Source organism: Candidatus Njordibacter sp. Uisw_039 (genome assembly GCF_047730075.1).
In the GTDB taxonomy this organism is placed as follows: Bacteria; Pseudomonadota; Gammaproteobacteria; order Pseudomonadales; family Balneatricaceae; genus Njordibacter.
The window spans coordinates 2,135,686-2,161,167 of the sequence record NZ_CP159831.1 but is presented as its reverse complement, the minus strand read 5'-3'; the positions used below and the strand labels follow the sequence as shown (position 1 = coordinate 2,161,167).

Here is a 25,482-nt window from a genome sequence, read left to right as displayed (position 1 = left end):
AAGTTGATTCGTAATCTAAACTTAGAATTGTAAAATGAAAAAATACCAGATTTATGGCATAGGTGCCGCCCTTGTAGATACAGAGGTTGTGGTTACTGACGAGTTTTTAAACACTAATAAAATCGACAAAAGCTTAATGACCTTAGTGGATGAAGATAGGCAGTTTTATCTATTAGGGGCTTTGAAATCACACTCACATTACATTAAACGCAGCTGCGGCGGTTCGGCATGTAACAGCATTGTTGCGGCAAGTTCCTTCGGTTTGAATGCATTCTATTCGGCTAAAGTGGCCGATGATGAGGATGGGCAGTTCTTTGTTGAGGACCTGCAATCTACAGGAGTTGATTTTCATAATGCAGAAGTGAGTGCCGGTGTCACTGGTAAGTGTTTAGTTATGGTCACAGACGATGCCGAACGTACGATGAATACGTTCTTAGGCGCGAATCTGGATTTGACCTCAAATGAGGTAGATGAGACCGCCCTTATTAATTCAGACTGGTTATACTTAGAAGGGTATTTAGTTACCGATGACTCTAGAACGGCTGTTGCAGTAAAGGCCATGGAGTGTGCCAAAGCAAATCAAGTGAAGACATCACTCAGCCTTTCCGATCCATTCGTTGTGCAGGTATTCGAAGATAATCTGCACAAGGTTATTGGTGATGGCGTAGATTTACTGTTCTGCAACTCAGAAGAAGCACGAAGTTTCACTAATACTAATAGTACCGAAGCTGCAGCTAAGCAGCTAAAGAAGTACGCTAAAACTTTTGTAATTACCCGGGGTGCAGGTGGTTCTTTGTCGTACGACGGCACAGATTTGGTAAAAACTGCTGGTGTTACTACCAATGCAGTCGATACCAATGGTGCTGGAGACATGTACGCAGGAGCATTTCTTTATGCAATTAATGCAGGCCACGACTATGCTTGGGCAGCCAAGTTTGCCAACGCAGCTTCAGCCAGAGTGGTTAGTCAATTTGGCCCAAGAATAGAGGCCATTGAATATGAACAAATTAAACAGCAGTTTCTAATTAACGATGCCATATTTAGTTAGCTTAAATTATTTGAAATACTTTTAGAGGTTTGAATGAAAGTTTTAGCGCTAATTCCAGCGAGGTCAGGCTCAAAAGGAATAAAAGATAAAAATATAGTTAGATTAGGGGGCCACCCACTATTGGCCTACAGTATCGCAGCAGCCAAGCTCTGTGAGGGTATTGACGAAGTAATAGTTTCCACAGACTCAAAGAAATATGCTGCTACAGCAATGGCATATGGTGGAGCAGTACCGTTTATCCGGCCAAAAAAAATGGCTTTGGATAACAGTGTTGACGTTGAGTTCTTTAGGCATGCTATGGAATGGTTTAAAAAAAATAATACTAGTTTTCCAGAGCTTGTAGTGCACTTAAGACCAACTTCCCCTATTCGAGATATTACTGTTCTAAGTCAAGCGATAGCGTTTATGACTGAGAATCCTCAGTTTACAGCATTGCGTTCGGCGCATGAGACTCACCTAACTCCATACAAGATGTTTAAAAATGTTGGGCATTATATGAAACCTTTTTTGTGTTTTGAAGATGTGCTTGAATCTTATAACCTTCCTAGGCAAACATTTGAAAAATGCTTTATACCTAATGGGTATGTGGACATACTTCGTCCAAGTGTTTTTATGTCCGGGGCTCAACTTCATGGGCAACAGATGAAGCTGTGGGAAACTCCAGAAATCCCTGACATTGACACTACTGATGATCTTAAACTAGCAGAAAAATTAATTGGTACTGGAGCTAAAACTGCACTGCTGCAATATTTAGACCGACCAACTTAACTTTGGAGTTTTTTATAGCATTATTGACTATGCTGGAGCTTTTGTAACTGATTTTTGTTCAAAACTCAGCATCGTGTAAATATAAAAAGTATTGGAATGAATAACGTAGTTGATAGATTATCTGGAGCTTGTGATGCAAGTATAGAATATATCTTTCGTCCACTTCCCTCACTAATTATAACTTTTAGATTTTTAATTAATTAATGTTTTTTTATGCTTCCATAAACTGAAATTTTAGTCAAGAGAATTAATTATTATGTATAATATCGGCATAATGCAGGGTAGGTTAATGCCTGAATTATTAAATAAACTTCAAATTTTTCCAATATCTAATTGGTACGCTGAACTCAGTCTGGCTAGTGAGTTAGGTTTTGATGATTTTGAATTACTATATGACAAAGAAAAGGTATTCCTAGAAATTATTTCTGTTCAGGAAAATCATAATATATTATGCCTAGACCTAGATGTTAATAATAAAGTAATACGTCCAAAGTCTATATGTTTAGACTTCATTTCCTCAATGTCGTTAATAAATAAAACGAAAATTGAGAAGTTTATTGATGAACTACGTAAGGCAATACTGTTATTTAGAAATTCGAAGATCCAGATGCTTGTTGTGCCTTTTTGTGATGACAGTGTAGTGCCAGATTTGGCTACCCTCAAAGAAGCCTTGCAGACAATCGACGATTCTAACTTAGATAGTTTAGCTGCGGATTGTGGATTGCAACTTGCCCTTGAATTGACATTGCCGGGTCATATGTTGGTCGAAGGGTTTTCCAAGCACAGTTTTACCAATATCGGTATTTGTTTCGATTTGGGTAATATTAGATCTTCAGGTCTACAGCCTGAAAGTGGCATCCTAGACCTTGGCAGTTTGGTTCGACATGTGCATATTAAAGATAGGAGTGTAGGAGGTTCTAACGTTATGTTAGGCCATGGAGATGTGGACTTTGAAGCCTGTTTTAAATCACTAAAAAAAATAAACTATACAGGTATATGTATTATGGAAACACGTTATTTTACCGACCCTATTAAAGAGGCCAGCACCAACCTTGACTATTTGAAGGGTCTGGTTGTTTGAAATGAGAGCATTGTTCGTAGGAATGGGTTCAGTTGGGCAGCGCCATTTAAAAAATCTTAAGAATTTGATAGGGCCAGCGGCAGAGCTTTTTGCACTACGCAGCACTAATCATAATTTAATAATTGAGAATGGTATTGCTCACCAATGTGATTCTTTAGCTGATTACTGGGGTTATGAGCAGGTAGCTACACTCGAAAAAGGTTTAGCGCTTAAGCCAGATATAGTATTCGTTACTAATCCAAGCTCCATGCACATAGATGTGGCTTTGGCAGCTGCGAAAGCAGGTTGTAATTTATTTATCGAAAAGCCACTGTCGCACAACTTTGATGGTGTTGACGAGCTAAAATCTATTTTAGAGTCAAATGATCTGAGTGCGGTGGTCGGCTACCAAACTAGGTTCCACCCGTGTTTCACCTTTGTGAAATCTATTTTAGCTGAGGCGTCATTCGGAAGTTTGATATCTGCAGGCTTTGAATGGGGGACGTTTCTCCCTGATCACCATCCCTACGAAGACTATAGGCTTGGATATGCTGCTAATAATGATCTTGGTGGTGGTGTGACGTTGGGACTAATTCATGAAATTGATTTAATATATAGTTTTTTAGGTATTCCGAAGTCTGTTGCAGCAATTGGTGGAAGCTTGAGTTCACTAGATATGTCTGCTGAAGACACAGTTTCAGTCCTTATGGGTTTTGAACAAAATCATAAGTTGGTTCCTGTTTCTTTACATCTATCGTACGCGCAAGTTCATGAGGTGAGAGGCTTTCGAATGCAATTTAATGAAGCCTTGCTGGTATGTAACCTGATGTCAAATACTGTGTTGATTTATGGTAAAAATGGTAAAATTCTCGATGAACGTCGTTGGGGCGAAGTGGATCAAAACGAACTATTCAAGTCTCAAATGTTTGAATTTATCTCTCTGGCCATGTCAAAAGAAGGTTCTTCAGTATCTCTGCAAAACGGAATAGATACTTTGGCAATTGCTTTACGAATTAAGGAGAGTTTTAATGGTTTCAATGGCTGATCGATTTAGCTTGAAAGGAAAAATTGCAATAATCACTGGTGGTGCAGGACTTCTTGGATTTCAACATGCTAAGGCGGTAGCAGAGCAAGGTGGAACTCCACTATTATGGGACGTTAATATAGTGCTAGCTGAAAAGAGAGCCAGAGAAATTAATCAACTACGCAGCTGTAAGTGCAGGGCTTTTAATGTAGATATAACGAAAGTGGAAGACGTTAAAAATGCTTTTATGTTAATACTTGACAACTATAAGACAGTGGATATATTAATTAATAATGCAGCCAATGACCCCAAACCTTCGACTGATGAACCTCTTTCGTGGGCTAGAATCGAGAACTTCACTACTGAAATGTGGCAAAAAGACATAGATGTTGGAGTCCTTGGTGCATTTAATTGTAGCAAAATTATCGGAGTCCATATGGCTAGTGTGGGCGGGGGCGTGATTTTGAATATAGCTTCCGATCTGGGTGTGATAGCGCCAGATCAAAGGATTTATCAGGTTGACGGACTTTCAGATGACCAACAACCTGTTAAGCCAGTAACCTACTCTGTAGTGAAACATGCCCTTATTGGCCTGACTAAATATCTTGCAACGTATTGGGTTGGTAAGAATGTAAGAGTTAACTCACTTTCACCAGGTGGAATTCATACTAATCAGCCCGAAGAGTTTGTAAATAAATTGACCTCTTTAATTCCTATGGGGCGCATGGCTAAAGCTGATGAATATCAGGCGGCGGTAATTTTTTTGGTATCAGATGCATCATCATATATGACTGGCTCTAATATGGTTGTTGACGGTGGAAGGACTTGTTGGTAAATATGAATTTTATAAGGAGGCATTTATCAAAAATATAGATCTAGCTGCAAAGTATGACGGTATTTATAAAGACGGTGCATATGATAACTACTTTACTTACAATATGTATGCGGCTGAGAAGTTAATTGTTGATGCTATCCCGACTTGGGCTGGGATAGATGTCTTAGACATTGGTTGTGGTGAGGGAAATTTATCTGCAATGCTAAGTTTTGCTGGGGCCAATCATGTTGACGGGGTAGATTATAGCGAAGAGGCTGTTAAATTAGCTAACAGTCGCATAAATATAGATAACGTAGATTTTATTTACTCAGATTATAAAGGTGTTAATAGTAAATATGATGTTGTTGTAATGAATGGAGTGTTAGAACATTTTGATAACCCATGGGTAGAATTGGACTTTATTAGAAAGAATTTATTAAAAGATAATGGTTATGTAGTTACTACTTCCCCTTCGTTTTTGAATCCCCGCGGTTACGTGTGGATGACCCTTCAATTACTTCTTGATGTTCCAATGTCTCTCTCAGACTTACATTTTCTTTGTCCGTTTGATTTTATAGAATATTGTAAAAAGAGCGACTGTTCTTTGGGATTTGAGTCATGTGATCAGGACTGGGGAGCTGGTGAGAGAACAATACTTGATTTTAGAAAGAGACTAACGAATGCATTAAAAGATGCTGAACTTAGTAATGTTAATGTAGAAAAACTACTAACATGGATGGAAAAAGCAGTTCCCTTTTTCAACACTGATGAACATACTGGAGCTATGGTAGCTTATAAAATTGGTAAGTAGGCTATAACCCCAAAAAACTAGTCTTCATTATCAAAGGCATAGATGAGAGCCTAATTTGTAATCCCCCCATTAATAACCTAGGTTAAAAGTAGAGATTTAGGCAGCGGCCAACTTCATCATTGGTGTAATGCCGTTTAACGCCATATTTGGACGCTCGTTATCGTAGAACCAAAGCCATTGAGTTGCACGATTTTGGACATCTTTAATGCTATCAAACAAGTAATGATTCAACCAGTCATACCTCACCGTTCTGTTGTAACGCTCAACGTAGGCGTTTTGTTGAGGGTTACCCGGTTGGATAAACATGAGCTCAATACCTTTATTTATAGCCCAGGTGGCCAGTAAACTGCTGATGTATTCTGGGCCATTATCACAGCGTATCCGCTTGGGTTGGCCACGCCATTCAATGATTTGATCTAACGCCCTGACGACTCTGCTGGCAGGTAAAGAAAAGTCCATTTCAATGGCCAGGCCTTCCCTGTTAAAGTCGTCAATCACGTTAAATAGCCTGTAGCTTCGGCTATCAGCGAGCTGGTCATGCATAAAATCCATCGACCAACATTGATTAATTGATGTTGGTACTGATAAGGGTTCTGGCTTTTCCCTTACAAGGCGTTTCTTAGGTTTTATACGTAAGTTCAGTTCAAGCTCACGATAAATACGATACACGCGTTTATGGTTCCACTTGAACCCTTTGACGTTACGTAAGTACAGGTAGCACAGACCAAAGCCCCAGTTACGCTGATTATGCGTCAACCTAACCAGCCAATCAGCTATGAGGCCATTGTCACTGCAGAGCTTTGCCTGATAGCGATAACAGGTCTGGCTTACACCAAACGCTTGGCAAGCTAAACGTATGCTTACGGCCTTGTTTAATACGGCTGCCGGAGCCATCTCTTTTCTCTGAGATGGCTTCACCACTTTTTTGCCATGGCCTCCTGAATGATTTCAGACTTTAACCGCTCCTCGGCATACATTTTTTTGAGGTGTCGATTTTCGTCTTCTTATTCCTTCATTCTGGCCATTAATGACGCATCCATATCGCCATACTTTGCTCGCCATTTGTAAAAGGAAGCACCGCTCATTCCATGTTCTCTGCAGAGTTCGGGAATGGGCACGCCACTTTCAGCTTGCTTGATGATGGCCAGTATTTGGCTATCAGAATAACGTGATTTTTTCATGTAGATCTCCTTCGTAAAGTTTACGAGAAAATTCTACTTTTGACCTCCGTTATTTATCGGGGGAATTACCAATTTAGCTATCCTCCTATGCGGGATTTATATTCCTAGATGGGTTGCACTGTAAAAAGAGAGATAAATTATGTCAGACTACTTAACCACATATTATTCAGAGGAGAGGCGCCCTACATCAGATTATCCTCTAAAACTTGCAAAATATATTAGCGAAAAATATCTTGATGCTTCACATAAAAAACTTTTAGATATTGGTTGTGGGCGAGGTGATCAGCTTCGAGCTTTTTCTGCTGCTGGGTATGATGTTGTAGGATGCGATAATGCAGAGTCAGCAAAAGATTTGTGCGAGCCTCATAGTGTCGAAATTCTCAATATTCTTACTTCTAAACTAGAGTTAAAAGATGGATCTGTTGATGTTGTATTTTCTAAATCAGTAATTGAGCACCTAACTGAGCCTGAAAAGTTGCTTAAGGAAGCTCAGCGTGTCTTGAGGCCTGGAGGGAAAATAGTACTTATGTGTCCGAGCTGGGTTCACAATGCTTGGGGGCCATTTTATATAGACCATACGCATGTTACTCCTTTCACCAAACCCTCACTAAGGGATATATTGAAATTAGAAGGATTCAAAGCCGTTCAAGTGAAGCATTTTCGACAGCTGCCCATAACTTGGAAGTACCCTGTTACTGAATATTTATTTCGGCTTATTAGTCGGCTCCCAATTCCCTTTAGCCCCATTCATGATGTCAATTATCACCAAGGGTTAAATAAAATTGTTAGATTCAGTAATGAGGTAATGCTCTTGGCGGTCGCGGAGAAAGATGCTACCTAAACTTGCACAGAATTATAACACCGCATTAGGTTTAATCTGGGTTCACTATATCAATAACAATCATTCGAGCAATCTTTAAAAGCCGCCGTAACCGAAAGTGCATGGTTAAGGTGCAAGTTTAGTAATGGGTGAGTGTCTCACATTTGATGAAAAAACTTTGGGCTAATGGTGATCTCCCAATAAAAAACGGAGACGGATTCAACCGGTCACAGCAACACTCCTAAATAAAACAGAGTGTAAACATGAAGCATCCAAATCTGATGCCCTATAAAATGAATGAAACTATCTGGCACTTTTGGAAAGTGGGAGATCCAATGGCCAATATTTCTAAAGTTTTATCAAAGCCACCGGCCACTATTTTTTCATACGTGCAATACCATGGTGGCATCAGGCCGCGCCTACGTTCAAGGTCTCTCAACTCTTTGACTATTCGAGAACGAGAAACAATCACACGTGGGCTCGCAAGTGGAGACAGCATCCGAGCAATTGCACGTCAATTGGAACGTGGTCCATCAACGGTCTGCCGAGAAGTTAATAATAATGGGGGCTCGTCTAAATACCGAGCCATTGATGCTGATAATGCCGCCTGGAAAAGAGGCAAAAGGCCCAAGCTGTGTCTGCTTAGTATTAACAGGCAGTTGCGGGACGTGGTTGCTTCCAAAATTTCTGACGATTGGTCGCCCGAGCAAATATCGGGATGGCTTCGACGCCATCATCCCAACGATGAAAACATGAGGGTATCTCATGAAACTATTTACAAAAGCCTATTCATTGAAACACGTAATATATCCCATAAGAAATAACCTAAACACCTCAGAACGAAACGAAAATTTCGGCAGGCTAAGGCCCATAAAGTAGGTTCTAGAGGGAAAATTGTTGGTGGTGTATCGATCCATGACCGTCCTGCTGAGGTAGAGTCACGTGCAACTTTGGGTCATTGGGAAGGTGATTTAATAGTTGGTTCAAACAACAGTCACATCGCCACGGTAGTCGAACGATCCACACGATTTACCATGCTTGTACAGGTTGACAGTAAAAAAACTTCTGACGTTGTTGGGTCATTATCAAAACAACTCTCACAGCTCCCAGAGGCGTTTAAGAAAACCCTTACATGTGATCGAGGTGCAGAGCTGGCCGCCCATGCAGAACTCACCTTTGTAAAGGGTATGGACGTGTACTTTTGTTACCCTATGTAGTCCCTGGCGGCAAGGAAGTAACGAAAACACCAATGGTCTTCTTCGGCAGTATTTCCCTAAAGGTACAAGCTTAAAAGGTTATTCGCAGTATTATTTTGACAGTATCGCGTCAAAGCTCAATGATCGCCCACGGAAAACGCTGAAATATCATACCCCTCATGATATGTTAAATATGGTGTTGCTGTGACCGGTTGAATCCGTCGAGGTCAGAAGTGGAATTTTCTCGTAAACTTTATTAAGGAGATCTACATGACAAATCTCATTATTCCAATAGTCAAACACGGGTTATCATCAAGCAGGCTTAAAGTGGCGTGCCCATTTTTGAACTTTGCAGGGAGCACGGAATGAGCAACGATTTATTCTACAAGTGGTCAGCAAAGTAGGGTGGTATGGATGTGTTATTAATAACTTAACTGAAGGCGTGCAACCAAGATGTGTCAAAATGAATTAAAAAGGTTCGTTTATCCCTGTAATTTTTTAAGTACTGACTAGTTAACTCATCTTTCTCAGGGTAATAAATTAAAATGCCAAAATCGACCCTACCCCAGCTCTTACGCCGTCTGTGGAGCCACATTAATCCACAGAGGCGAGTGCAATTTGGGGTCTTGTTTTTAGTGATGATTCTGGCATCTTTTGCTGAAGTTATTAGTATTGCTGCTGTGTTACCATTTTTAGGAGCTTTAACTGCACCAGAACGGATATTTGTTAATCCCATTGCTCAACCGCTTGTTCATTTGCTTAGTCTTACAGAGCCTAAACAACTATTACTACCACTTACTATCGCTTTTTCCGCAGGCGCGTTGCTCTCTGGCCTGATGCGCCTAATGTTGTTGTGGTCGCAAACACGACTTAGTCATGCCATTGGCGCTGACCTTAGTATCAACATTTATCGGCGAGCGCTTTACCAACCTTACACTGTCCATATCTCACGTAATAGTAGCGAGGTAATTGCAGGAATCTCTACAAAGGCAAATCGTGTAGTAGCTTCGACCCTTTTGCCACTAGTCACCATTATAAGTTCTATATGGATTTTGATATTTATTCTACTAGCTTTATTGGCCATTGAGCCTGTAGTAGCTTCAACTGCTTTTATTGGCTTTGGAACTATCTATTTATTGATTGTTTTAGCAACTAAAAAAGCTGTGGCGCGAGATAGCAAACGCATTAGTTATGAATCAGGTCGTGTAATTAAGGCTTTGCAAGAGGGTTTGGGCGGCATCCGGGATGTACTCATTGATGGCACACAAGCAACCTATTGTTATATTTATCGCAATGCTGATTTGCCTCTTCGTCGAGCGCAGGCAAATCTCTCTATTATAAGTGGTAGCCCACGTTACGTTATAGAGTCGCTAGGTATGGTGTTAATAGCAGTTTTAGCATATTTTCTAGCTAATCAGCCGCCTGGTATCACTAGCGCTATACCTATTTTGGGTGCGCTAGCGTTGGGTGCGCAGCGCCTTTTGCCTGTGTTGCAACACGCCTATGCTAGCTGGACTGCATTGAAGGGTGGCCAGGCATCATTAAGTGACGCTTTAGATCTATTAGATCAGCCTATTCCCAACTATGCTGATGCGCCGCAGCAGGCACTTATGCCGTTTAAGCATAGTATTACCTTGAGTAACTTAACTTTTCAATATGCGAAAGATGCTCCATGGGTATTTAAACATGGTCTTAGTCTTAGTATTCCAAAAGGTAGTCGTATTGGATTGATTGGCGCTACCGGGAGTGGTAAAAGCACGTTAATAGATATTATTATGGGCTTATTAAAGCCTTCTGGTGGCAGTCTGGCGATTGATGACGTAATTGTTACTGGCCAAAATCACCGTAGTTGGCAAATGCGCATTGCCCACGTGCCGCAAGTTATATTTTTGGCAGATACCAGTATTGCAGAGAATATTGCTTTTGGTGTGCCAGCAGACCAAATAGACCTCCCCCGGGTACATCTAGCTGCTAGAAAGGCGCAGATTGCGCAAACTATTGAATCGTGGGATAAACAATATGATACTTTTGTTGGTGAACGTGGTGTGCGTTTGTCTGGTGGGCAGCGCCAGCGTATTGGCATTGCCCGTGCGCTCTATAAACAAGCTGATGTGGTGGTATTTGACGAGGCTACTAGTGCACTTGATAACGATACAGAGCAGTCAGTGATAGAAGCTATTGAAGATTTAAGTGATGAACTCACAGTAATTATGGTAGCGCACCGCCTAACCACACTTAAGAACTGTACCCACATAATAGAGTTTGCAGATGGAAAAATTGTGCGGAGTGGCAGTTACCAAACTATTGTTGAGTGTGCAGTCAATAAAATTTAGACTCCATACCTAAAATGTAAGCGAGTTAGATTATTACCATTTAAGTGCCTGTAAGGGTAGTAAAAGCTTAAAAATCACCTAAATGCTAAGTAGTTCATTAGTTCATTAGTTCATTAGTTCACAATGTTCGCTACACTGTTGTTTTAGCTGGTATTGACCTAGATAGAGCTTTTGCAATGTTTTTAGTGCCGTTAGTAAACTTTACACGTGAATAGCAAAATTGGAAATTACGAATTGATAAATTCTACGACTCCAACTAATACTCCAACTGGAGTCAGAGCGCTATTCCTAGATCGGGATGGTGTCATCAACATTGATCATGGCTATGTGCATCAGATTGATAATTTTGAGTTTGTTGATGGAATCTTTGATGTGGTGCAATCTGCTTGTGCCAATAATTTCAAGATTGTGGTAGTTACTAATCAAGCTGGTATTGGGCGAGGGTTATATTCAGAGCGACAGTTTCATCAACTAACATCTTGGATGTGCAGGAAATTCACAAAAGCAGGGGCTCCAATTGATAAAGTGTACTTTTCTCCTTTCCACCCTACTGAAGGTTTGGGTGAATACAAAAAAGATGATTTTTCACGCAAACCAAATCCAGGTATGATTTTACAAGCTGAGAAGGAATTGTGTTTGGATCTAGACAAGTCTATTTTGATAGGCGACAGGTCTAGTGATATTCAGGCTGGTATCGCGGCTGGCCTTGGTCTTAATATTTTTTTTGCTCAGGGGAGTCTCGCGGAAGTTATTCCTCAGCAATGTCATGTCATTACATCTTTGCTTGGCGCGTTGCCATTTATAAATAGTCATACTAAGTCACTGGAATTGAGATGAAGTTATTAATCTTAGCCGGTGGCTTTGGTACACGTCTTCAATCAGTAGTAACTCAGGTGCCCAAAGCCTTGGCACCAGTTGGCGATGTGCCATTTCTTTATCTTCAGATTGAGAATTGGAAAAGCCAAGGTCTACGGTCATTTGTATTTCTACTGCATCATCAGGCAGACTTAATTATCAATTTTTTGGAATTTGAGAAAACTAAGTTACTTAAAGACTGTGAAGTGGCATGGGTAATTGAGCCCAAACCGATGGATACTGGTGGTGCCGTCGCCTATGCGCTTAAGCAGCTTGAGTTGACTGGTGATTTTTTACTTACCAATGCTGATACTTGGTTGGGTACTGGGATTAAAACTTTAGAGCAGACCCCTGTTCCGTCAATGGCAGTGCTCCGCTTGAATGACTCTGCCCGTTATGGGCAAGTTCAATTTGATGATAAATTGAAAGTGACCTCTTTTATCGAAAAAAGCAATACACAGAAAATGGGTTGGATTAGCGTGGGTTTGTGCCATTTGCACTCTAATTTTTTTCGGTATTGGGATGGTTATCCATTTTCACTTGAAAGAATTTTGTTCAAGCTGTTGCTAGATGAAAGAGCCCTAAATGCTGTTGCCCTTAAAACCAATTTTATTGACATCGGCATCCCAGCTGATTACCACCGTTTTTGTATTTGGATAGAAAATAATCGTGAAGGTTCCTTGTGACAATAACTAATTTTTTGATTGATGAACATGCAACTCTGCGAGAAGCATTGGTTCTAATAAATGACAATAATCATGGCATTATCCTCACCGCGGGTTTAGATGGTGCGGTCACAGGGTTGGCTACTGATGGTGACATTCGACGCATGTTGCTCGAAGGTGGTTCGTTAGACGACAAGATAGCATTGTGCGTTAACCCTGATTTCTTTTGGGAAGCCCCATCTACACCGCGGGAGGTATTGCTAAAAAAGCTTGATTCTCGAACGCGTGTTATTCCATTACTGGATGCTGATAGGCAATTAATAGCTATCGTCAGCCATGACCACTTACCCATACAGTTAGAAGAAGCCGTTTACGCTCGCGCCCGTGCGCCAGTGCGCATTAGCTTTGGTGGTGGTGGTTCAGATGTAACTCATTACTTTGATGGGCAATATGGTGCGGTTATCAACGCTACTGTGTCACTATACAGTCATGCTACCTTGCGAATGCGTGACGATCAGAAAATTGCCATTCACTCGATGGATCTTAACAAAAAGCTTATTGCGGATGACCTCAGTGCAGCTCTAAAACAGGTTGGTAAGTTTGGGCTGATTCAGTCCCTACTTAAGACCATACAGCCTGAATTTGGTTTTGAACTTTTTTTGCACTCAGACTTTCCTATAAACTCAGGGCTGGGTGGATCTGCGGTAGTGTCCGCTACGATCCTTGGCTGCTTCAACGAATTCCGACTTGACCGGTGGGATCAGCATGAGTTAGCTGAGCTCGCATTTCAAGCAGAAAGGCTTTACTTGGGTGTTTCTGGGGGTTGGCAAGACCAATATGCGACGGTTTTTGGTGGATTCAATTTCATGGAATTTAGTATGGATCAAAATGTTGTACATCCTCTGCGAATTAATCGGGACACGCTTTTGGAACTGGAGGAGAGTTTGATTCTTTGTGATACCGGCACTGGGCATGACTCAGGTAATATCCATAAAGACCAGCGTCAGCATATGCGTAAGCAGACTATTCGCCAGCAAGTGGAAAAAACTGTTGATCTGACTTATCTCATGCGGAACCATATACTGCGTGGAAGGTTACATGAGTTTGGTGAAAGCTTGCATAAGGCTTGGCAAATGAAACGCCAGTTTAGTAGTAAAATATCTAATAAAAATTTGGATAAAATTTATGCAAATGCGCTCAAGCATGGTGCTTTGGGTGGTAAGTTACTCGGTGCCGGTGGTGGTGGTTTTTTTCTGTTTTATGTGCCACCTTTTTCCAAACATCATCTTATTAACCATCTCAGATCTGAAGGGTTAAACTGCAGTCCCTTTCGTTTTGAACAAGAAGGTCTTCAATCTTGGATGGTCCGTGAGCGCAAAGAACCTACATGAATTAAATATTCATGAATATAACAATTGCTAAGCAAACTATTGGCCACAGCCGTGCTTATGTCATTGCTGGAAACGGAGGCAGTTTTGCCGATGCATAACATCTATCAGCTGAATTCACCTCACGGTTTTTGTTCGACCGAGCACCTTTAGCATCCATTGCGTTGGGCACCAACAGCTCAGCCATGAGTGCGATAGGAAACGATTATGGCTATGATCGGGTGTTTTCTAGAGAGCTTGAAGCTATCACTAAACTCGGAGACGTATTCATTCCAATCACTACCAGTGGCAATAGTAGTAATATATTGTCGGCAGCCACGGCAGCCACGGCAGCCACGGCAGCAATTGGACAGGGGGTCAGCAATGTTGGGCTGACAGGAGACTCTGGTGGAAAGCTACGAACTGTTTGTCCATGTATTTGTATTCCATCAAGTGACACTGCACGGATTCAAGAGTGCCATATTATGCTAGGACATATTTTATGTGGATTGGTTGAAAGCTCTTACTTTCAGACAGATTATTCAACATGAATGGCGTAATCCTGGGCATAGGAAACAGATTTAGCCTGTAGGTTTTTTTTGTAAAAATAATTGAAGGGTTATGAGTTATGAGCAAACTAGCTGGAAGTATTTATGGATGGAGGTTAACTGGCGCATTAAAACAGTTTTTAACTAGGACAATTCCTGGCGTTAATCGCTTCAAAAATATCGCGTGGCATGGAAAAACTGGCTGTGACGTTTTGATTTATGATTCAATGGGGAGCGATGCTCTTCGATCTTGCATACCGACTGGTACAAAAGTCAATGTATTGCGTGTTCGAGAAGGGATGCCCTTGATTAAATCAGGATACTTTTTTTTCTTAGGATTAATTAATTTGTGTCTATACCGAAGCACAACACGTGCCTGGAGAACAGCTTTGGTTAATACCTGGAAGCCCAAAGTGGTTATGACTTTTATTGATAACAGCACTTCAATGGGACGAATTAAATCACTTTTTCCTGAAGTTCAATGTGTTTCTATTCAAAATGGTGCTAGATGGGTACTATCTATGCCATTTCAACAGCGTTTAGACCTAGACCATTATTTTTGTTTTGGAGAAGTTGAAAGCGACATGATGCATCGAGGTGGTCATTTAGTTGAACATTACTATCCAATTGGCTCAATAAAAGCTGGAATTTTTTGGGAACAGCAGCTATCCCATAAAACTAAGAAATTTGATTTATGTTTTATCTCTCAATTTCGATCACGGTTTCTTCCTGCTGATGGATATATTGGAGAAGTGCTAGATGCCTATAAAAAAACTGTTAAAGATGTCTTTACTCAAGTAGCAAATGTTGCAGTAAAAAGAAATATGAGTCTTTGTGTTGCTATGAGGTATCCTCTTGGGAGTGCAGAATACGATAAAGAAGTAGAGTATTTTACCCATAGTAATAATCATGAATTCACTTTCATACCGAAAAGTAATTATTCTTCCTATGAATCAGTACAGGTAAGCAAACTAACAGTCACATGTAGTTCAGCACTGGGGTATGAAGCGCTGGGTTTTGGTGAGCGTGTTATTTTTGCAAAAGACGTAAAAGAAATAGCGTCACTTGTTTTTAAAGGAACATGGAAAACTAATCTAGCCACGGATCATCTACCAGACCTCCAAAGATTATATTCGACTAGTGATGATGAATTATCTAGAAAGGTAGATTCGTTGCTAGCAATGACGGATGAAGAGTATCTGGCATACAGTGAGGAAGCGCGATGGCACTACATGAAGTTTGATAAAAATAAGCTCCCGCAAGATGTTGTTAAGAATAAAATTGCAATATGGTTAGAGCAAAGAGCCTAACAAGGTTACACATATATAATTTGAGCTATTTTTTTGTGAAATTTACTTTTCAATTCAGAAATTACTAAAACCTTAAAGATAAAAAAATGTTAAAAAACTCATCTATTTTAATTACTGGTGGCTCTGGCTCTTTTGGCCATACATTTGTACCCATGGCTCTAGCTAAATATAACCCACGCCGCTTAGTTATTTTCTCGCGTGATGAAATGAAACAATGGGAAATGGCTAAACTTTATCAAAACGATAAGAGGGTAAGATTTTTTATTGGTGATGTGCGTGATAAAGACCGCTTATCGCGTGCTCTTAGCGGTATCGATTATGTGGTTCATGCGGCAGCTACTAAAATTGTACCAACGGCTGAGTACAATCCATTTGAATGTGTTAAAACAAATATTATTGGTGCTATGAACTTGATTGATTCATGTATTGATCAAGGAGTAAAGCGTGTAGTGGCGCTTTCTACTGATAAAGCCAGTAGTCCAGCCAATCTTTATGGCGCCACCAAATTAGCATCGGACAAATTATTTATTGCAGGTAACTCATACAGTGGGCAACAAGATACGAGCTTTTCTGTTGTTCGCTATGGCAATGTAATGGGCTCGCGTGGCTCAGTAATCCCATTTTTCATCACACAGGCAGATAAGGGTATATTGCCTATTACTGATGCCCGTATGACGCGATTTATGATTACATTGGAAGAAGGCGTTAATTTGGTCTGGCATGCTTTTGACGATATGTTAGGTGGTGAAATTTATGTAAAAAAAATCCCTTCTATGAATATAGTTGATCTGGCTCTGGCGTCAGTGCCGGGAGCTCAGCATGAAGTAGTAGGTATTCGCCCAGGTGAAAAGCTGCACGAGCAAATGATTGGTCTTGAGGACGCTCCACATACTTATGAATACGCTGAGCATTACAAGGTGCTGCCTGCTATTCATAACTGGAGTCAAGACTTATCACGTATTGGTAGTGGTAAATTAGTTCACCCTGAGTTTACCTATTCATCAGACAACAATTCTGATTGGATGAGTGTAGAAACCTTGGTGAAATGGATTGCAGAAAACAGGGAAAAAATTGGACAAATTTAAACCATCGTTTGTTAAAATCATTAAAGCATTAACCAAGCCGGTATAGGTGTGTTGTTTCGGTGTGATGCTTATGCTCCCACATCTAAGGCCCTTGTAATGCAAATTTTAGAGAAAACTGTCGGCCATTTCTAGCTTACCATTTTGACTGGGGCACTTTTTTCAAATATCAGGACTAATTACAAATGAATATTGCTATTATTCCAGGCCGTGGTGGCAGCAAGCGTATCCAGCGAAAGAATATAAAAGGGTTTGCTGACAAGCCAATGATTGCCCACGCAATTATAGCTGCAAAGGGCTGTGGCCTTTTTGATCATATAATTGTCTCGACTGATGATGAAGAGATTGCCAAGATTGCAAGATTATGGGGAGCAGAAACGCCTTTTAAGCGTCCTGATAGCCTCGCTGACGAGTTCACGCCAATCGTCCCCGTCATTGCCCATGCAATAAGAGCTTGTCTAGATATTGGATGGTTTGTTGACTACGTCTGTTGCATATTTCCGTGTTCGCCATTTATATCAGCAGATGATTTGATTGCAACTTTAACTGATTTGCAGGCGCAAGATGCAGATTTTATTTACCCCGTGACTGAATTCGCTCATCCAGTGCAGCGTGCAATGCGTCGCCTATCGAGTGGTAGGATGCAATTTTTAAACCCAGAGAGTGAGCTATCCCGCACGCAGGATTTAGAAAAAACTTACCATGATGCTGGGCAATTCTATTGGGGCCAAACCAATGCATGGCTTGAGCATAAAAAAATGCACACTGATGGGCTAGGCTACCCTATACCAAATTGGCGAGTTATTGATATTGACACAGAAGATGATTGGAAGCGTGCAGAGTTGCTATTTAGTATTGTAAATAATGGGGTGATATAATTGAAAAACAACGTTATCGAACATTTAAGGAATCCACAAAAATTCTTTGATTGATACGCACCCATTTTTCTAGACACCCGCTTGGTTCCTAAAATAGTTATTTTCAAACTCCATGGGTGACAAGTCACCGTTATTTCCATGGCGTCGTGTTGGATTGTAAAACAGTTCAATATAATTGAACACATCGGATTTCGCAGCTTCCCTAGTTGGGTATGTGCGGCGTCTAATCCGTTCTTTTTTCAGTAAGCTAAAAAAGCTTTCTGCACATGCATTATCGTGACAGTTACCGCGTCGACTCATGCTGGCCTTTAAGCCATTTGCTTTGAGCATGCTGCGCCACTCGTAGCTAGTATACTGGCACCCTTGATCAGAATGAACGACCACGCCAGCGTGATCTCTGCGTCTCCAGCAAGCCATTGTTAACGCACCGAGTGCTAAATCCGTATTAATGCGATCACTCATAGACCAACCAATTACTGAGCGAGAATACAAATCTAGAACAACCAGCCTTCATGTGTGCGGATGTACGTAATGTCCGTTACCCAAGCGAGATTAGGCTTGGGAACCGAAAACTCACGGTTAAGATGGTTCTCGGCGATCATAGAGATCTCACCAGATTTGTAACTGGCGCGTCTCTTGTAGCCTCTTTGGGCACTAATGCCAGCGCCCTTCATGAGTCTAAGTATACGGTTTCGACCACAGGTTTCGCCCAATACCTTCATATCCTTGGTGATTTTATGGTAACCATAAACACCACCACTTTCTAGCCAAAACTGTTTAACGTAGCCAAGCAGATATGCGTCGTCCTTCTTGCGCTGACATTGCGGATCTCGCAACCAGGCGTAGTAGCCGCTGCGGTGTACCTTGAGTACTTTACACATCAAAGTCACTGGAAAACGGTCATTACGAGACTTTATAAACGTGTATTTTTCTTCGACTCGTTTGCAAAGAACACGGCGGCCTCCTTTAATATGTCACGCTCCTGAGTGACACGCTTTAATTCGGCTTTAAGGCGTTTTAACTCGCCTTCTTGAGCTTGGTTGGCTTCATACTCTGGCGCATTATCGCCGTACCTTGTTCGCCAGTTATAAAGACTTTTAGTGGTAATTCCGAGCCTTCTGGCGACGTCTGGAATTGAATGCCCTTCTTGGGTGATTTGCTTAACCGCAGCAATTTTAAACTCTTGGGTGTATCGTTCGCCTGCCATTGTTGGCCTCCTATTGCGTTACATTGTAACCAATTGGAGTGTCTATTAAACTGGGTGCGCATCAGATGCATTTAAGCTAAGTGAGGCGAGCTATTTATTTTATAGTGTTCCAATGTTTTCGTTATCAGCAATACTGGAAAATATTTTTAAAGATATTTTTCCTCGTTAGTTGTCCAGTGGCCATACGCATCTTTTTACAAATTCATCTATTGAAAAAATGAACTTATTGTGTGGAGCAAAAGTTATTTCTGAGTGGCCATTTGGGACTGATGTCCAGGACATTTATAGAAGTTTTGCCGTTTCATTGCAAGCCAATAAGGTTTCTGATGTGCTGATGCATGAATTTGAAAATGGCTTTATAGGCAGTATAGATAAAATTCAGTCAACTCTTGTTCACACCCATTTTTGTTCAGAAATACATTCAGTCATCATGAAGTCTGATTGATGTGGAAGGAAAATGGAAGATTTTCTAATAACAACTATTTTAAGGCTGGGAAGTTTTGTCAAATTAGTGATTCTCCGTTGTAAGACAGTATTCAGGATGCAAAGTTATTTATATGAATAAAATACTAATATTAGGTGCCACGGGTTTGCTAGGTTCGACTCTGGTTCCTTATTTGAAGGCAGGCCATCATAATATTGTTACTCAAGCAAGAAAAAAAGGGACTGCGGATTTTACATTTGATGTGGATGATTGGGATACGACTTGCGAGTTTTTGACGCAGATTGAGCCTACCATAATAGTTAATCTGGTAGGACTAACAAGTGTTGAAATCTGTCAACAGCAGGCGCATGCAGGCTATCTAGCTAATACGCGAACTGTGGAAAATCTTGCTCGATGGATCAATCAGTCATTCGCGCCCTGCCATCTAATTCAAATCTCTACCGACCAAGTATACGATGGAGATGGACCACATACTGAAAATAACGTAACTTTAACGAATAATTATGCACTGACCAAATATGCGGGCGAAATTGCAGCTGCACAGGTAAAAAGCACTATATTACGCACGAATTTTGTTGGACGGAGTAAAGTGAATTATCGAGAAAGTTTGACAGATTGGGTGTACACATCTTTAATAAACAGTAGGAACGTGCAAGTATTAACAGACGTGGTATTTAGCCCACTATCCATGAACACTCTGGTTGAGATGATTGAACTCGTTATCCGTAATAAGCCAGTTGGAGTATATAACTTGGGTTCAAGCGATGGAATGAGTAAGGCTGATTTTGACTTTGAGTTTGCAGAAAAATTAGGGCTTCCAGTGAACACTATGTTTCGCATTGATTCTTCAGAGGTAACTTTTTTACATGCTTATAGACCAAAAGACATGCGTATGGATTGCTCTAAATTTGAAAAGTTATTTGGTATAAAGCTTCCTCGTTTGAGTGATGAAATTAAAAAATCTGCTGAAGACTATTATGAAAAATCCTAATTCAATACTTGAAATTCAAGGGAGGGAAATTGGCTTAGAATACCCAACCTATTTTATAGCTGACATATCTGCTAACCACGATGGTGAACTTGGGCGAGCAAAAGAGCTTATTTATTTAGCTGCAGAGGCAGGTGCTGATGCAGCTAAGTTTCAGCACTTTCGAGCTGAAACAATTGTAAGTGATGTTGGTTTTAAATCGCTAGAGGGCCCACAATCCCATCAAGCCAGTTGGAGAAAATCTGTATTTGAAGTTTATAAGGGCGCATCAGTAAGTCAAGACTGGACCCCAGTTTTGAAAGAAACATGTGATGATGCTGGTGTCGCTTTCTTTACGAGCCCTTATGCATTAGATATCGTTGACCATGTTGATCCCTATGTTTCTGCATATAAGCTAGGTTCTGGCGATATCACATGGATTGAAATGATTGAATATATTGCTTTAAAGCAAAAGCCCTTAATCATGGCTACTGGTGCTTCAAAAATAGATGATGTTGTGAGGGCTGTATCCGCCGCACTTGCGCTTAACCCTATGTTGTGTCTGATGCAATGTAATACAAATTACACTGCTAGTTTAGAAAACTTCAAATTTATACAACTGCATGTGTTGCGAGTATATAGTGAAATGTTTCCAAATCTGGTCTTAGGCTTAAGTGATCACACGCCGGGGCATGCAACCGTGCTTGGAGCAGTGACATTAGGCGCGCGCATGATTGAAAAGCACTTTACCGATGATGTCCAGCGGACTGGACCAGACCATGCCTTTTCTATGGATAAGAAATTCTGGCGTGATATGGTCGATCGTACACGTGAATTAGAAAACGCGCTTGGAGAAGGTATAAAAAAAGTTGAGGGCAATGAAAAAGAAACAGTGATCCTGCAGCGCCGTGCGATACGAGCAAATATAAGCCTTGAGATGGGTAGTATTTTAACGCGAGACCACTTAACGGTATTGCGACCGTGTCCGACTGACGGACTTCCACCATACGAAATGGATAAATTAATTGGTAAGCAGACAACACGAAAAATTGGTATTGGGGAGCATCTTCGATGGACCGATCTCGCTTAGCGATTATCATCCCAGCTTACAACGAAGGCGCTACCATTAAAAATATCGTGTGTGCTGTTGTTCAGTATGGTATTCCTATAGTTATTGATGATGGTTGTACTGACCAAACTGCCCAAATTGCAATAGAGGCTGGTGCTGAAGTGGTAAGTCACGACAGTAATTTAGGCTACGATGCTGCGTTGAATTCTGGTTTTCTATGCGCACATAACAAAGGGTGTGACTTTGCATTAACTATGGACGCAGATGGACAGCATAATCCGAATTTGCTTCCGGTTTTTATCGTTGCACTAGATGATGGCGCTGATGTAATCGTAGGCGTGCGTGATAAAATGCAACGCTTTTCTGAACATGTGTTTGGTATTATTTCGGGTCTATTTTGGGGTATTCGTGATCCGCTGTGTGGGATGAAAGCATATAGGATGGAGCTTTACAGTTCACTTGGTCATTTTGATGCTTATGGTTCTGTTGGCACGGAAATGGCTATCTATGCAGCAAGGGAACAAAAAGCTATTGTACAGATTCCAATTCTAACCCGTGATCGAATGGATACCCCTCGCTTTGGTCAAATACTAGACTCTAACTGGCGGATTTTGAGGGCTCTATTTCATGCGCTTTGATGCATTAATCAGAAACAAGATTGTTTCATTGACTGATTTAGACTGGCTCTTACACAAGATTACAACCCATCTATAAACTCTGACTTGATTAACAGCTTTCGACTTTCAACAGGTCAATATGAATAGGTATTGGTCAACTCTAGGGTCATCAAAAGTGCGTTTTTAGGCGGTTAGATTATCAAAAAGTGCTAGAAGCTTAGCCACGATGAATCCAGTTCAGATAGTAGATTATTACTGCAGTATTTAGATCTAGCTATATTCTGAAGTGGTTCCTGCTGGATGGCTTTGAATCTAAAATAATAAGCGTCTGCCTTAGGAATTAAATGAATAATTAAATCGGTCGTTGCCTAAATTTCTATTTCTAACTAAGTTATTAATAGTAGATTAGCAAACAGTAAGCGCGAGTTAATTGGAAATAAAATAAATGGCAAAAGAGATAAGACATTTAATTACCACTGAAGATGAACGTACTTGGAAGTTTGATCGACCAGTTCTTTTTACTGGTGAATGGTGTCGACTGTATGATAAAAGGGCGATTTGGGGTGAAATGGATGCAGAAGTTTTACAGCACCAGTGGATAGATAAAGATAAACTGTATTCAGACTATCTCTATTTAGATGGTCTTTATGAAGTGTTGCTAATTCTGCTAGCTGAAAAGCTTAATCAAGTACATAGTGTTAATAAAGAAGTACGTTATTGGCGTATATTAGTAGGCCCGTGGCTTGCCATGTTTATACAGATACTTTTTGATAGGTGGTCAAGTGTAACAGTTGCAGTGAGTCATTTTGAAGTATTAACTAGCACTGTAATAGAGTTTAAGGACAGCACATTAGTGCCAAATGATATGGGGCACTTTGTTGAGATTATGCAGGGTTGCGATTGGAATCATTATATTTATTCATCTATTCTAGAGGAGTTCCCTACTATTTTTTGTAGTAAAAAGGTGTTGAACCATTCAAATGAGAAGGTATCTTCACGGGGAAAATTCAGATCAAAAATTTCTAATATCTATTCACATTTTACAAATTATTTAGTTAAAGAGAACGATGCGTTTTTGAAAAGTACATATCTACCAACTGTTGATGTGGCAAGACTTTCATTGCGTTTAGGGCAGTTTCCACAAATGTGGAAATCAACAAGTCCCGTTTGGGCAGTAGTTGATGTGAATCAACGTGATTGGAAACTGACAATACCAGAAAGTAGTAAGTTTGAGGAATTTGCACTTGCGATGATCCCTAAGCAAATTCCAACAATTTTTCTAGAAGGATACAAACAGTTAAAAGTACAAACTGATCTGTTATCTTGGCCAAAAAGGCCGAAGGTGATTTTTACTTCAAATGCACTTTGGTATGATACGGTAACCATGGCCTATGTCGCGGAAAAGACAGTGAATGGAGCTCCGCTTGTCTACGGGCAGCATGGCGGTCTGTATGGAGTCTGTAGGTTTTCGTGGGCTGAAAAACATGAAGTGGCCATATCTGATCGATATTTGACATGGGGGTGGTCTGATTCATTTTGCCAAAAAGTTAGAGCTATCGGTATGCTTAAAAGGCAAAAAATTAGGAATTTTTCGTCTAATACAAAAAAAAGACTTTTATTTGTAAGTCTTACGAAACCTAAACAAACGTATCTCCTTACCAGCGACACGATGGTAATGTCTAAAAATTTTATCAGCAATTGCCTAACCTTTGCATCCAATCTTGCGGACGTAACTAGGAGCAGCCTTTTAGTTCGGCTTCATGATCGTGACAATGGTTGGGGGCAGGCTAGTCAATGGCGAAATCGATTCCCAAATATCCAGCTAGACCTTGGTTCTAGAACTATGAAGGGTTTATTACGAGACGCTAGGTTGGCAGTTTATACGTATAACTCTACAGGCTATCTAGAGACATTTGCTGCAAATATACCTACAGTTCTATTTTGGGACACTAAATTGAGTACTTTGCGACCTTCTGCAATTCCATATTTTGCTGACTTAAAGTCTGTTGGTATTTTTCATGAAACGCCTGAATCTGCTGCCAGACATGTGAATAAAGTTTGGGATGATGTAGATGGATGGTGGTTGAGCCTTCCTGTGCAAGAAGTTTTGGCACGTTTTACAGTGCAATACTGTAATGCCCCTAAAAATATGCTAACTAGTATTCAAAATGCTTTGTGTGAAACGGCATCAACTTCTAAAAACAACAAAATCTAGCTAACTAATGCCAATGATTCGTCCAGAAAACCTTTATTTTTTCAACCTATGCAAGTTTGGATGAATTGACGTATTAGCGTTTTTACATGCGGACACTAAAATATAGGTATGGCGATGGAAGGTCATTTTACGTTGCTGAAGTTTTCAAGATGTTAAGGCAACATCTATAATTTTTAATTAATAACATTGGCTATAGTCAAATATTTTTGGAGTAGATATGCCCAAAGTGCTTATTACAACAGTGCCTTTTGGTGACAGAAACCGTCTGCCAATAGAGCAGCTTGAAAACGCAGGTATTGAGTATTTAATTAACCCGCTAGGCCGTAAATTAAAAGAAGAAGAATTGGCGGAAATGGTCACTGATTTTGATGCGCTGATTGCAGGAACAGAAATAATTAGTGATAAGGTAATGGGCTGTGCAAAAAACCTTAAATTCATTTCTCGCGTAGGTATTGGGCTGGATGGTGTAGACCTTTTAGCCGCCAAGAGGCGTGGAATTCAAGTAAGCTACACGCCAGATGCTCCAGCACCAGCGGTGGCTGAATTAACTATAGGGCTTATGCTTTCTTTATTAAGAATGACGCATGTATCTAATGCACAATTACATCGTGGTGAATGGCAGCGTCATTTAGGAAGGCGCATCCCTGAGGTGACTATTGGCATTATTGGCACAGGACGAATAGGCGGGCGGGTATTACGTCGACTTGCTGGTTTTGGAAGCCCACGTATTTTAGTTAACGATTTGCATCCAGACATGAAATTAGTACCTGAGCTAAAAATTGAATGGGTTGGTAAAGAAGAAATCTACCATCATGCGGATGTTATAAGTCTGCATGTACCGTTAACAGCTTCTACTAAGAACATGATACGCAGAGAGCATCTTATGCAAATGAAGTCCGATGCAATGATCATTAATACCTCGCGTGGAGGTATTATCAATGAACTTGATCTTGTGGAGGTTATGAATGGGGGGCATTTGAGTGGTGCGGCAATAGATGTGTTTGAGCAGGAACCATACACTGGTGCGCTTGCTCAGATCGATCGATGCATACTTACATCTCATATGGGTTCTATGACTGTTGATTGTCGTACGCGTATGGAAATAGAAGCTACCCAAGAGGCGGTGCGCTTTTTGACTGGGCAGGCTTTGCAAGGCGGGGTTCCTCACGAAGAATATGATGTACAAAGACAGGGGCTTTGAT

Annotated in this window: 19 protein-coding genes and 5 pseudogenes; 22 read left to right on the top strand and 2 right to left on the bottom strand. The window is 40.7% G+C overall.

Features of this window, described 5'->3' with window-relative positions; all coding sequences use genetic code 11:
• Nucleotides 1-34 precede the first annotated feature (34 nt).
• The 6 genes from ABXT70_RS10175 to ABXT70_RS10150 all read left to right on the top strand — a co-directional run bounded on the left by ABXT70_RS10175 (nt 35) and on the right by ABXT70_RS10150 (nt 5,525).
• Nucleotides 35-1,048 (top strand): adenosine kinase, encoded by a 1,014-nt coding sequence (locus ABXT70_RS10175; protein WP_443640379.1) that lies wholly within the window; start codon nt 35-37, stop codon nt 1,046-1,048.
• 33 nt (nt 1,049-1,081) lie between these two features.
• Entirely contained in the window at nt 1,082-1,816 is a 735-nt protein-coding gene (locus ABXT70_RS10170) for an acylneuraminate cytidylyltransferase family protein (RefSeq protein ID WP_443640378.1), read from the top strand.
• Between the two features lie 289 nt (nt 1,817-2,105).
• Nucleotides 2,106-2,897 carry a sugar phosphate isomerase/epimerase family protein gene (locus ABXT70_RS10165; protein ID WP_443640377.1) on the top strand — a complete coding sequence of 264 codons (792 nt, stop codon included), beginning with the start codon at nt 2,106-2,108 and terminating at the stop codon, nt 2,895-2,897.
• Between the two features lies 1 nt (nt 2,898).
• Nucleotides 2,899-3,921 carry a Gfo/Idh/MocA family protein gene (locus tag ABXT70_RS10160; RefSeq protein ID WP_443642503.1) on the top strand — a complete coding sequence of 341 codons (1,023 nt, stop codon included), beginning with the start codon at nt 2,899-2,901 and terminating at the stop codon, nt 3,919-3,921.
• Nucleotides 3,905-4,735, top strand: a complete 831-nt coding sequence (locus tag ABXT70_RS10155; protein ID WP_443640376.1) for an SDR family oxidoreductase — start codon at nt 3,905-3,907, stop codon at nt 4,733-4,735. The genes ABXT70_RS10160 and ABXT70_RS10155 overlap by 17 nt, the downstream gene beginning before the upstream one ends.
• Nucleotides 4,716-5,525, top strand: coding sequence for a class I SAM-dependent methyltransferase (locus ABXT70_RS10150; RefSeq protein WP_443640375.1), 810 nt, complete (start codon nt 4,716-4,718; stop codon nt 5,523-5,525). Before ABXT70_RS10155 ends, ABXT70_RS10150 begins: the two co-directional genes overlap by 20 nt.
• Nucleotides 5,526-5,621: 96 nt before the next feature.
• Here ABXT70_RS10150 and ABXT70_RS10145 read toward each other — a convergent pair.
• Nucleotides 5,622-6,706, bottom strand: a pseudogene (locus ABXT70_RS10145) (IS3 family transposase).
• A 139-nt stretch (nt 6,707-6,845) separates the two neighbouring features.
• On the opposite strand from ABXT70_RS10145, the gene ABXT70_RS10140 reads away from it, so the two are divergent.
• The 11 genes and pseudogenes from ABXT70_RS10140 (at nt 6,846) to pseF (ending at nt 17,760) form a co-directional block, all read left to right on the top strand.
• Nucleotides 6,846-7,547 carry a methyltransferase domain-containing protein gene (locus tag ABXT70_RS10140; protein ID WP_443640374.1) on the top strand — a complete coding sequence of 234 codons (702 nt, stop codon included), beginning with the start codon at nt 6,846-6,848 and terminating at the stop codon, nt 7,545-7,547.
• Nucleotides 7,548-7,789: 242 nt separating this feature from the next.
• Nucleotides 7,790-8,930, top strand: a pseudogene (locus ABXT70_RS10135) (IS30 family transposase).
• Nucleotides 8,931-9,030: 100 nt separating this feature from the next.
• Nucleotides 9,031-9,123: pseudogene (locus ABXT70_RS10130) on the top strand (transposase); the annotation flags it as partial.
• 144 nt (nt 9,124-9,267) lie between these two features.
• Nucleotides 9,268-10,800 (top strand): annotated as a pseudogene (locus tag ABXT70_RS10125) (ATP-binding cassette domain-containing protein); the annotation flags it as partial.
• 462 nt (nt 10,801-11,262) lie between these two features.
• Entirely contained in the window at nt 11,263-11,892 is a 630-nt protein-coding gene (locus ABXT70_RS10120; RefSeq protein ID WP_443640373.1) for a D-glycero-alpha-D-manno-heptose-1,7-bisphosphate 7-phosphatase, read from the top strand.
• The gene (locus ABXT70_RS10115; protein WP_443640372.1) at nt 11,889-12,596 is read left to right on the top strand and encodes a sugar phosphate nucleotidyltransferase; all 708 of its coding nucleotides are present in this window, start codon (nt 11,889-11,891) and stop codon (nt 12,594-12,596) included. The genes ABXT70_RS10120 and ABXT70_RS10115 overlap by 4 nt, the downstream gene beginning before the upstream one ends.
• On the top strand, nt 12,593-13,966 hold the full coding sequence (locus tag ABXT70_RS10110; RefSeq protein WP_443640371.1) for a GHMP family kinase ATP-binding protein: 1,374 nt from the start codon (nt 12,593-12,595) through the stop codon (nt 13,964-13,966). Before ABXT70_RS10115 ends, ABXT70_RS10110 begins: the two co-directional genes overlap by 4 nt.
• Before the next feature lie 128 nt (nt 13,967-14,094).
• Entirely contained in the window at nt 14,095-14,493 is a 399-nt protein-coding gene (locus tag ABXT70_RS10105; RefSeq protein WP_443640370.1) for a hypothetical protein, read from the top strand.
• Nucleotides 14,494-14,570: 77 nt separating this feature from the next.
• On the top strand, nt 14,571-15,800 hold the full coding sequence (locus ABXT70_RS10100; RefSeq protein WP_443640369.1) for a hypothetical protein: 1,230 nt from the start codon (nt 14,571-14,573) through the stop codon (nt 15,798-15,800).
• Between the two features lie 86 nt (nt 15,801-15,886).
• Nucleotides 15,887-16,885: a UDP-N-acetylglucosamine 4,6-dehydratase (inverting) gene (pseB, locus tag ABXT70_RS10095; RefSeq protein ID WP_443640368.1), complete on the top strand. Its 999-nt coding sequence runs from the start codon at nt 15,887-15,889 to the stop codon at nt 16,883-16,885.
• A gap of 182 nt (nt 16,886-17,067) precedes the next feature.
• Entirely contained in the window at nt 17,068-17,760 is a 693-nt protein-coding gene (pseF, locus tag ABXT70_RS10090; RefSeq protein WP_443640367.1) for a pseudaminic acid cytidylyltransferase, read from the top strand.
• A 69-nt stretch (nt 17,761-17,829) separates the two neighbouring features.
• On the opposite strand, the pseudogene ABXT70_RS10085 reads toward pseF, so the two are convergent.
• Nucleotides 17,830-18,967, bottom strand: a pseudogene (locus ABXT70_RS10085) (IS3 family transposase).
• A 557-nt stretch (nt 18,968-19,524) separates the two neighbouring features.
• On the opposite strand from ABXT70_RS10085, the gene ABXT70_RS10080 reads away from it, so the two are divergent.
• The 5 genes from ABXT70_RS10080 (at nt 19,525) to ABXT70_RS10060 (ending at nt 25,481) form a co-directional block, all read left to right on the top strand.
• A complete protein-coding gene (locus tag ABXT70_RS10080) occupies nt 19,525-20,403 on the top strand; it encodes a dTDP-4-dehydrorhamnose reductase family protein (protein ID WP_443640366.1) in 879 nt (292 codons plus the stop codon).
• Nucleotides 20,390-21,469 carry an N-acetylneuraminate synthase family protein gene (locus ABXT70_RS10075; RefSeq protein WP_443640365.1) on the top strand — a complete coding sequence of 360 codons (1,080 nt, stop codon included), beginning with the start codon at nt 20,390-20,392 and terminating at the stop codon, nt 21,467-21,469. Before ABXT70_RS10080 ends, ABXT70_RS10075 begins: the two co-directional genes overlap by 14 nt.
• Nucleotides 21,451-22,086, top strand: a complete 636-nt coding sequence (locus ABXT70_RS10070; RefSeq protein ID WP_443640364.1) for a glycosyltransferase family 2 protein — start codon at nt 21,451-21,453, stop codon at nt 22,084-22,086. Before ABXT70_RS10075 ends, ABXT70_RS10070 begins: the two co-directional genes overlap by 19 nt.
• A 424-nt stretch (nt 22,087-22,510) precedes the next feature.
• Entirely contained in the window at nt 22,511-24,280 is a 1,770-nt protein-coding gene (locus ABXT70_RS10065; RefSeq protein WP_443640363.1) for an LIC12162 family transferase, read from the top strand.
• Nucleotides 24,281-24,497: 217 nt separating this feature from the next.
• Nucleotides 24,498-25,481, top strand: a complete 984-nt coding sequence (locus ABXT70_RS10060; protein WP_443640362.1) for a phosphoglycerate dehydrogenase — start codon at nt 24,498-24,500, stop codon at nt 25,479-25,481.
• Nucleotide 25,482: the final 1 nt, after the last annotated feature.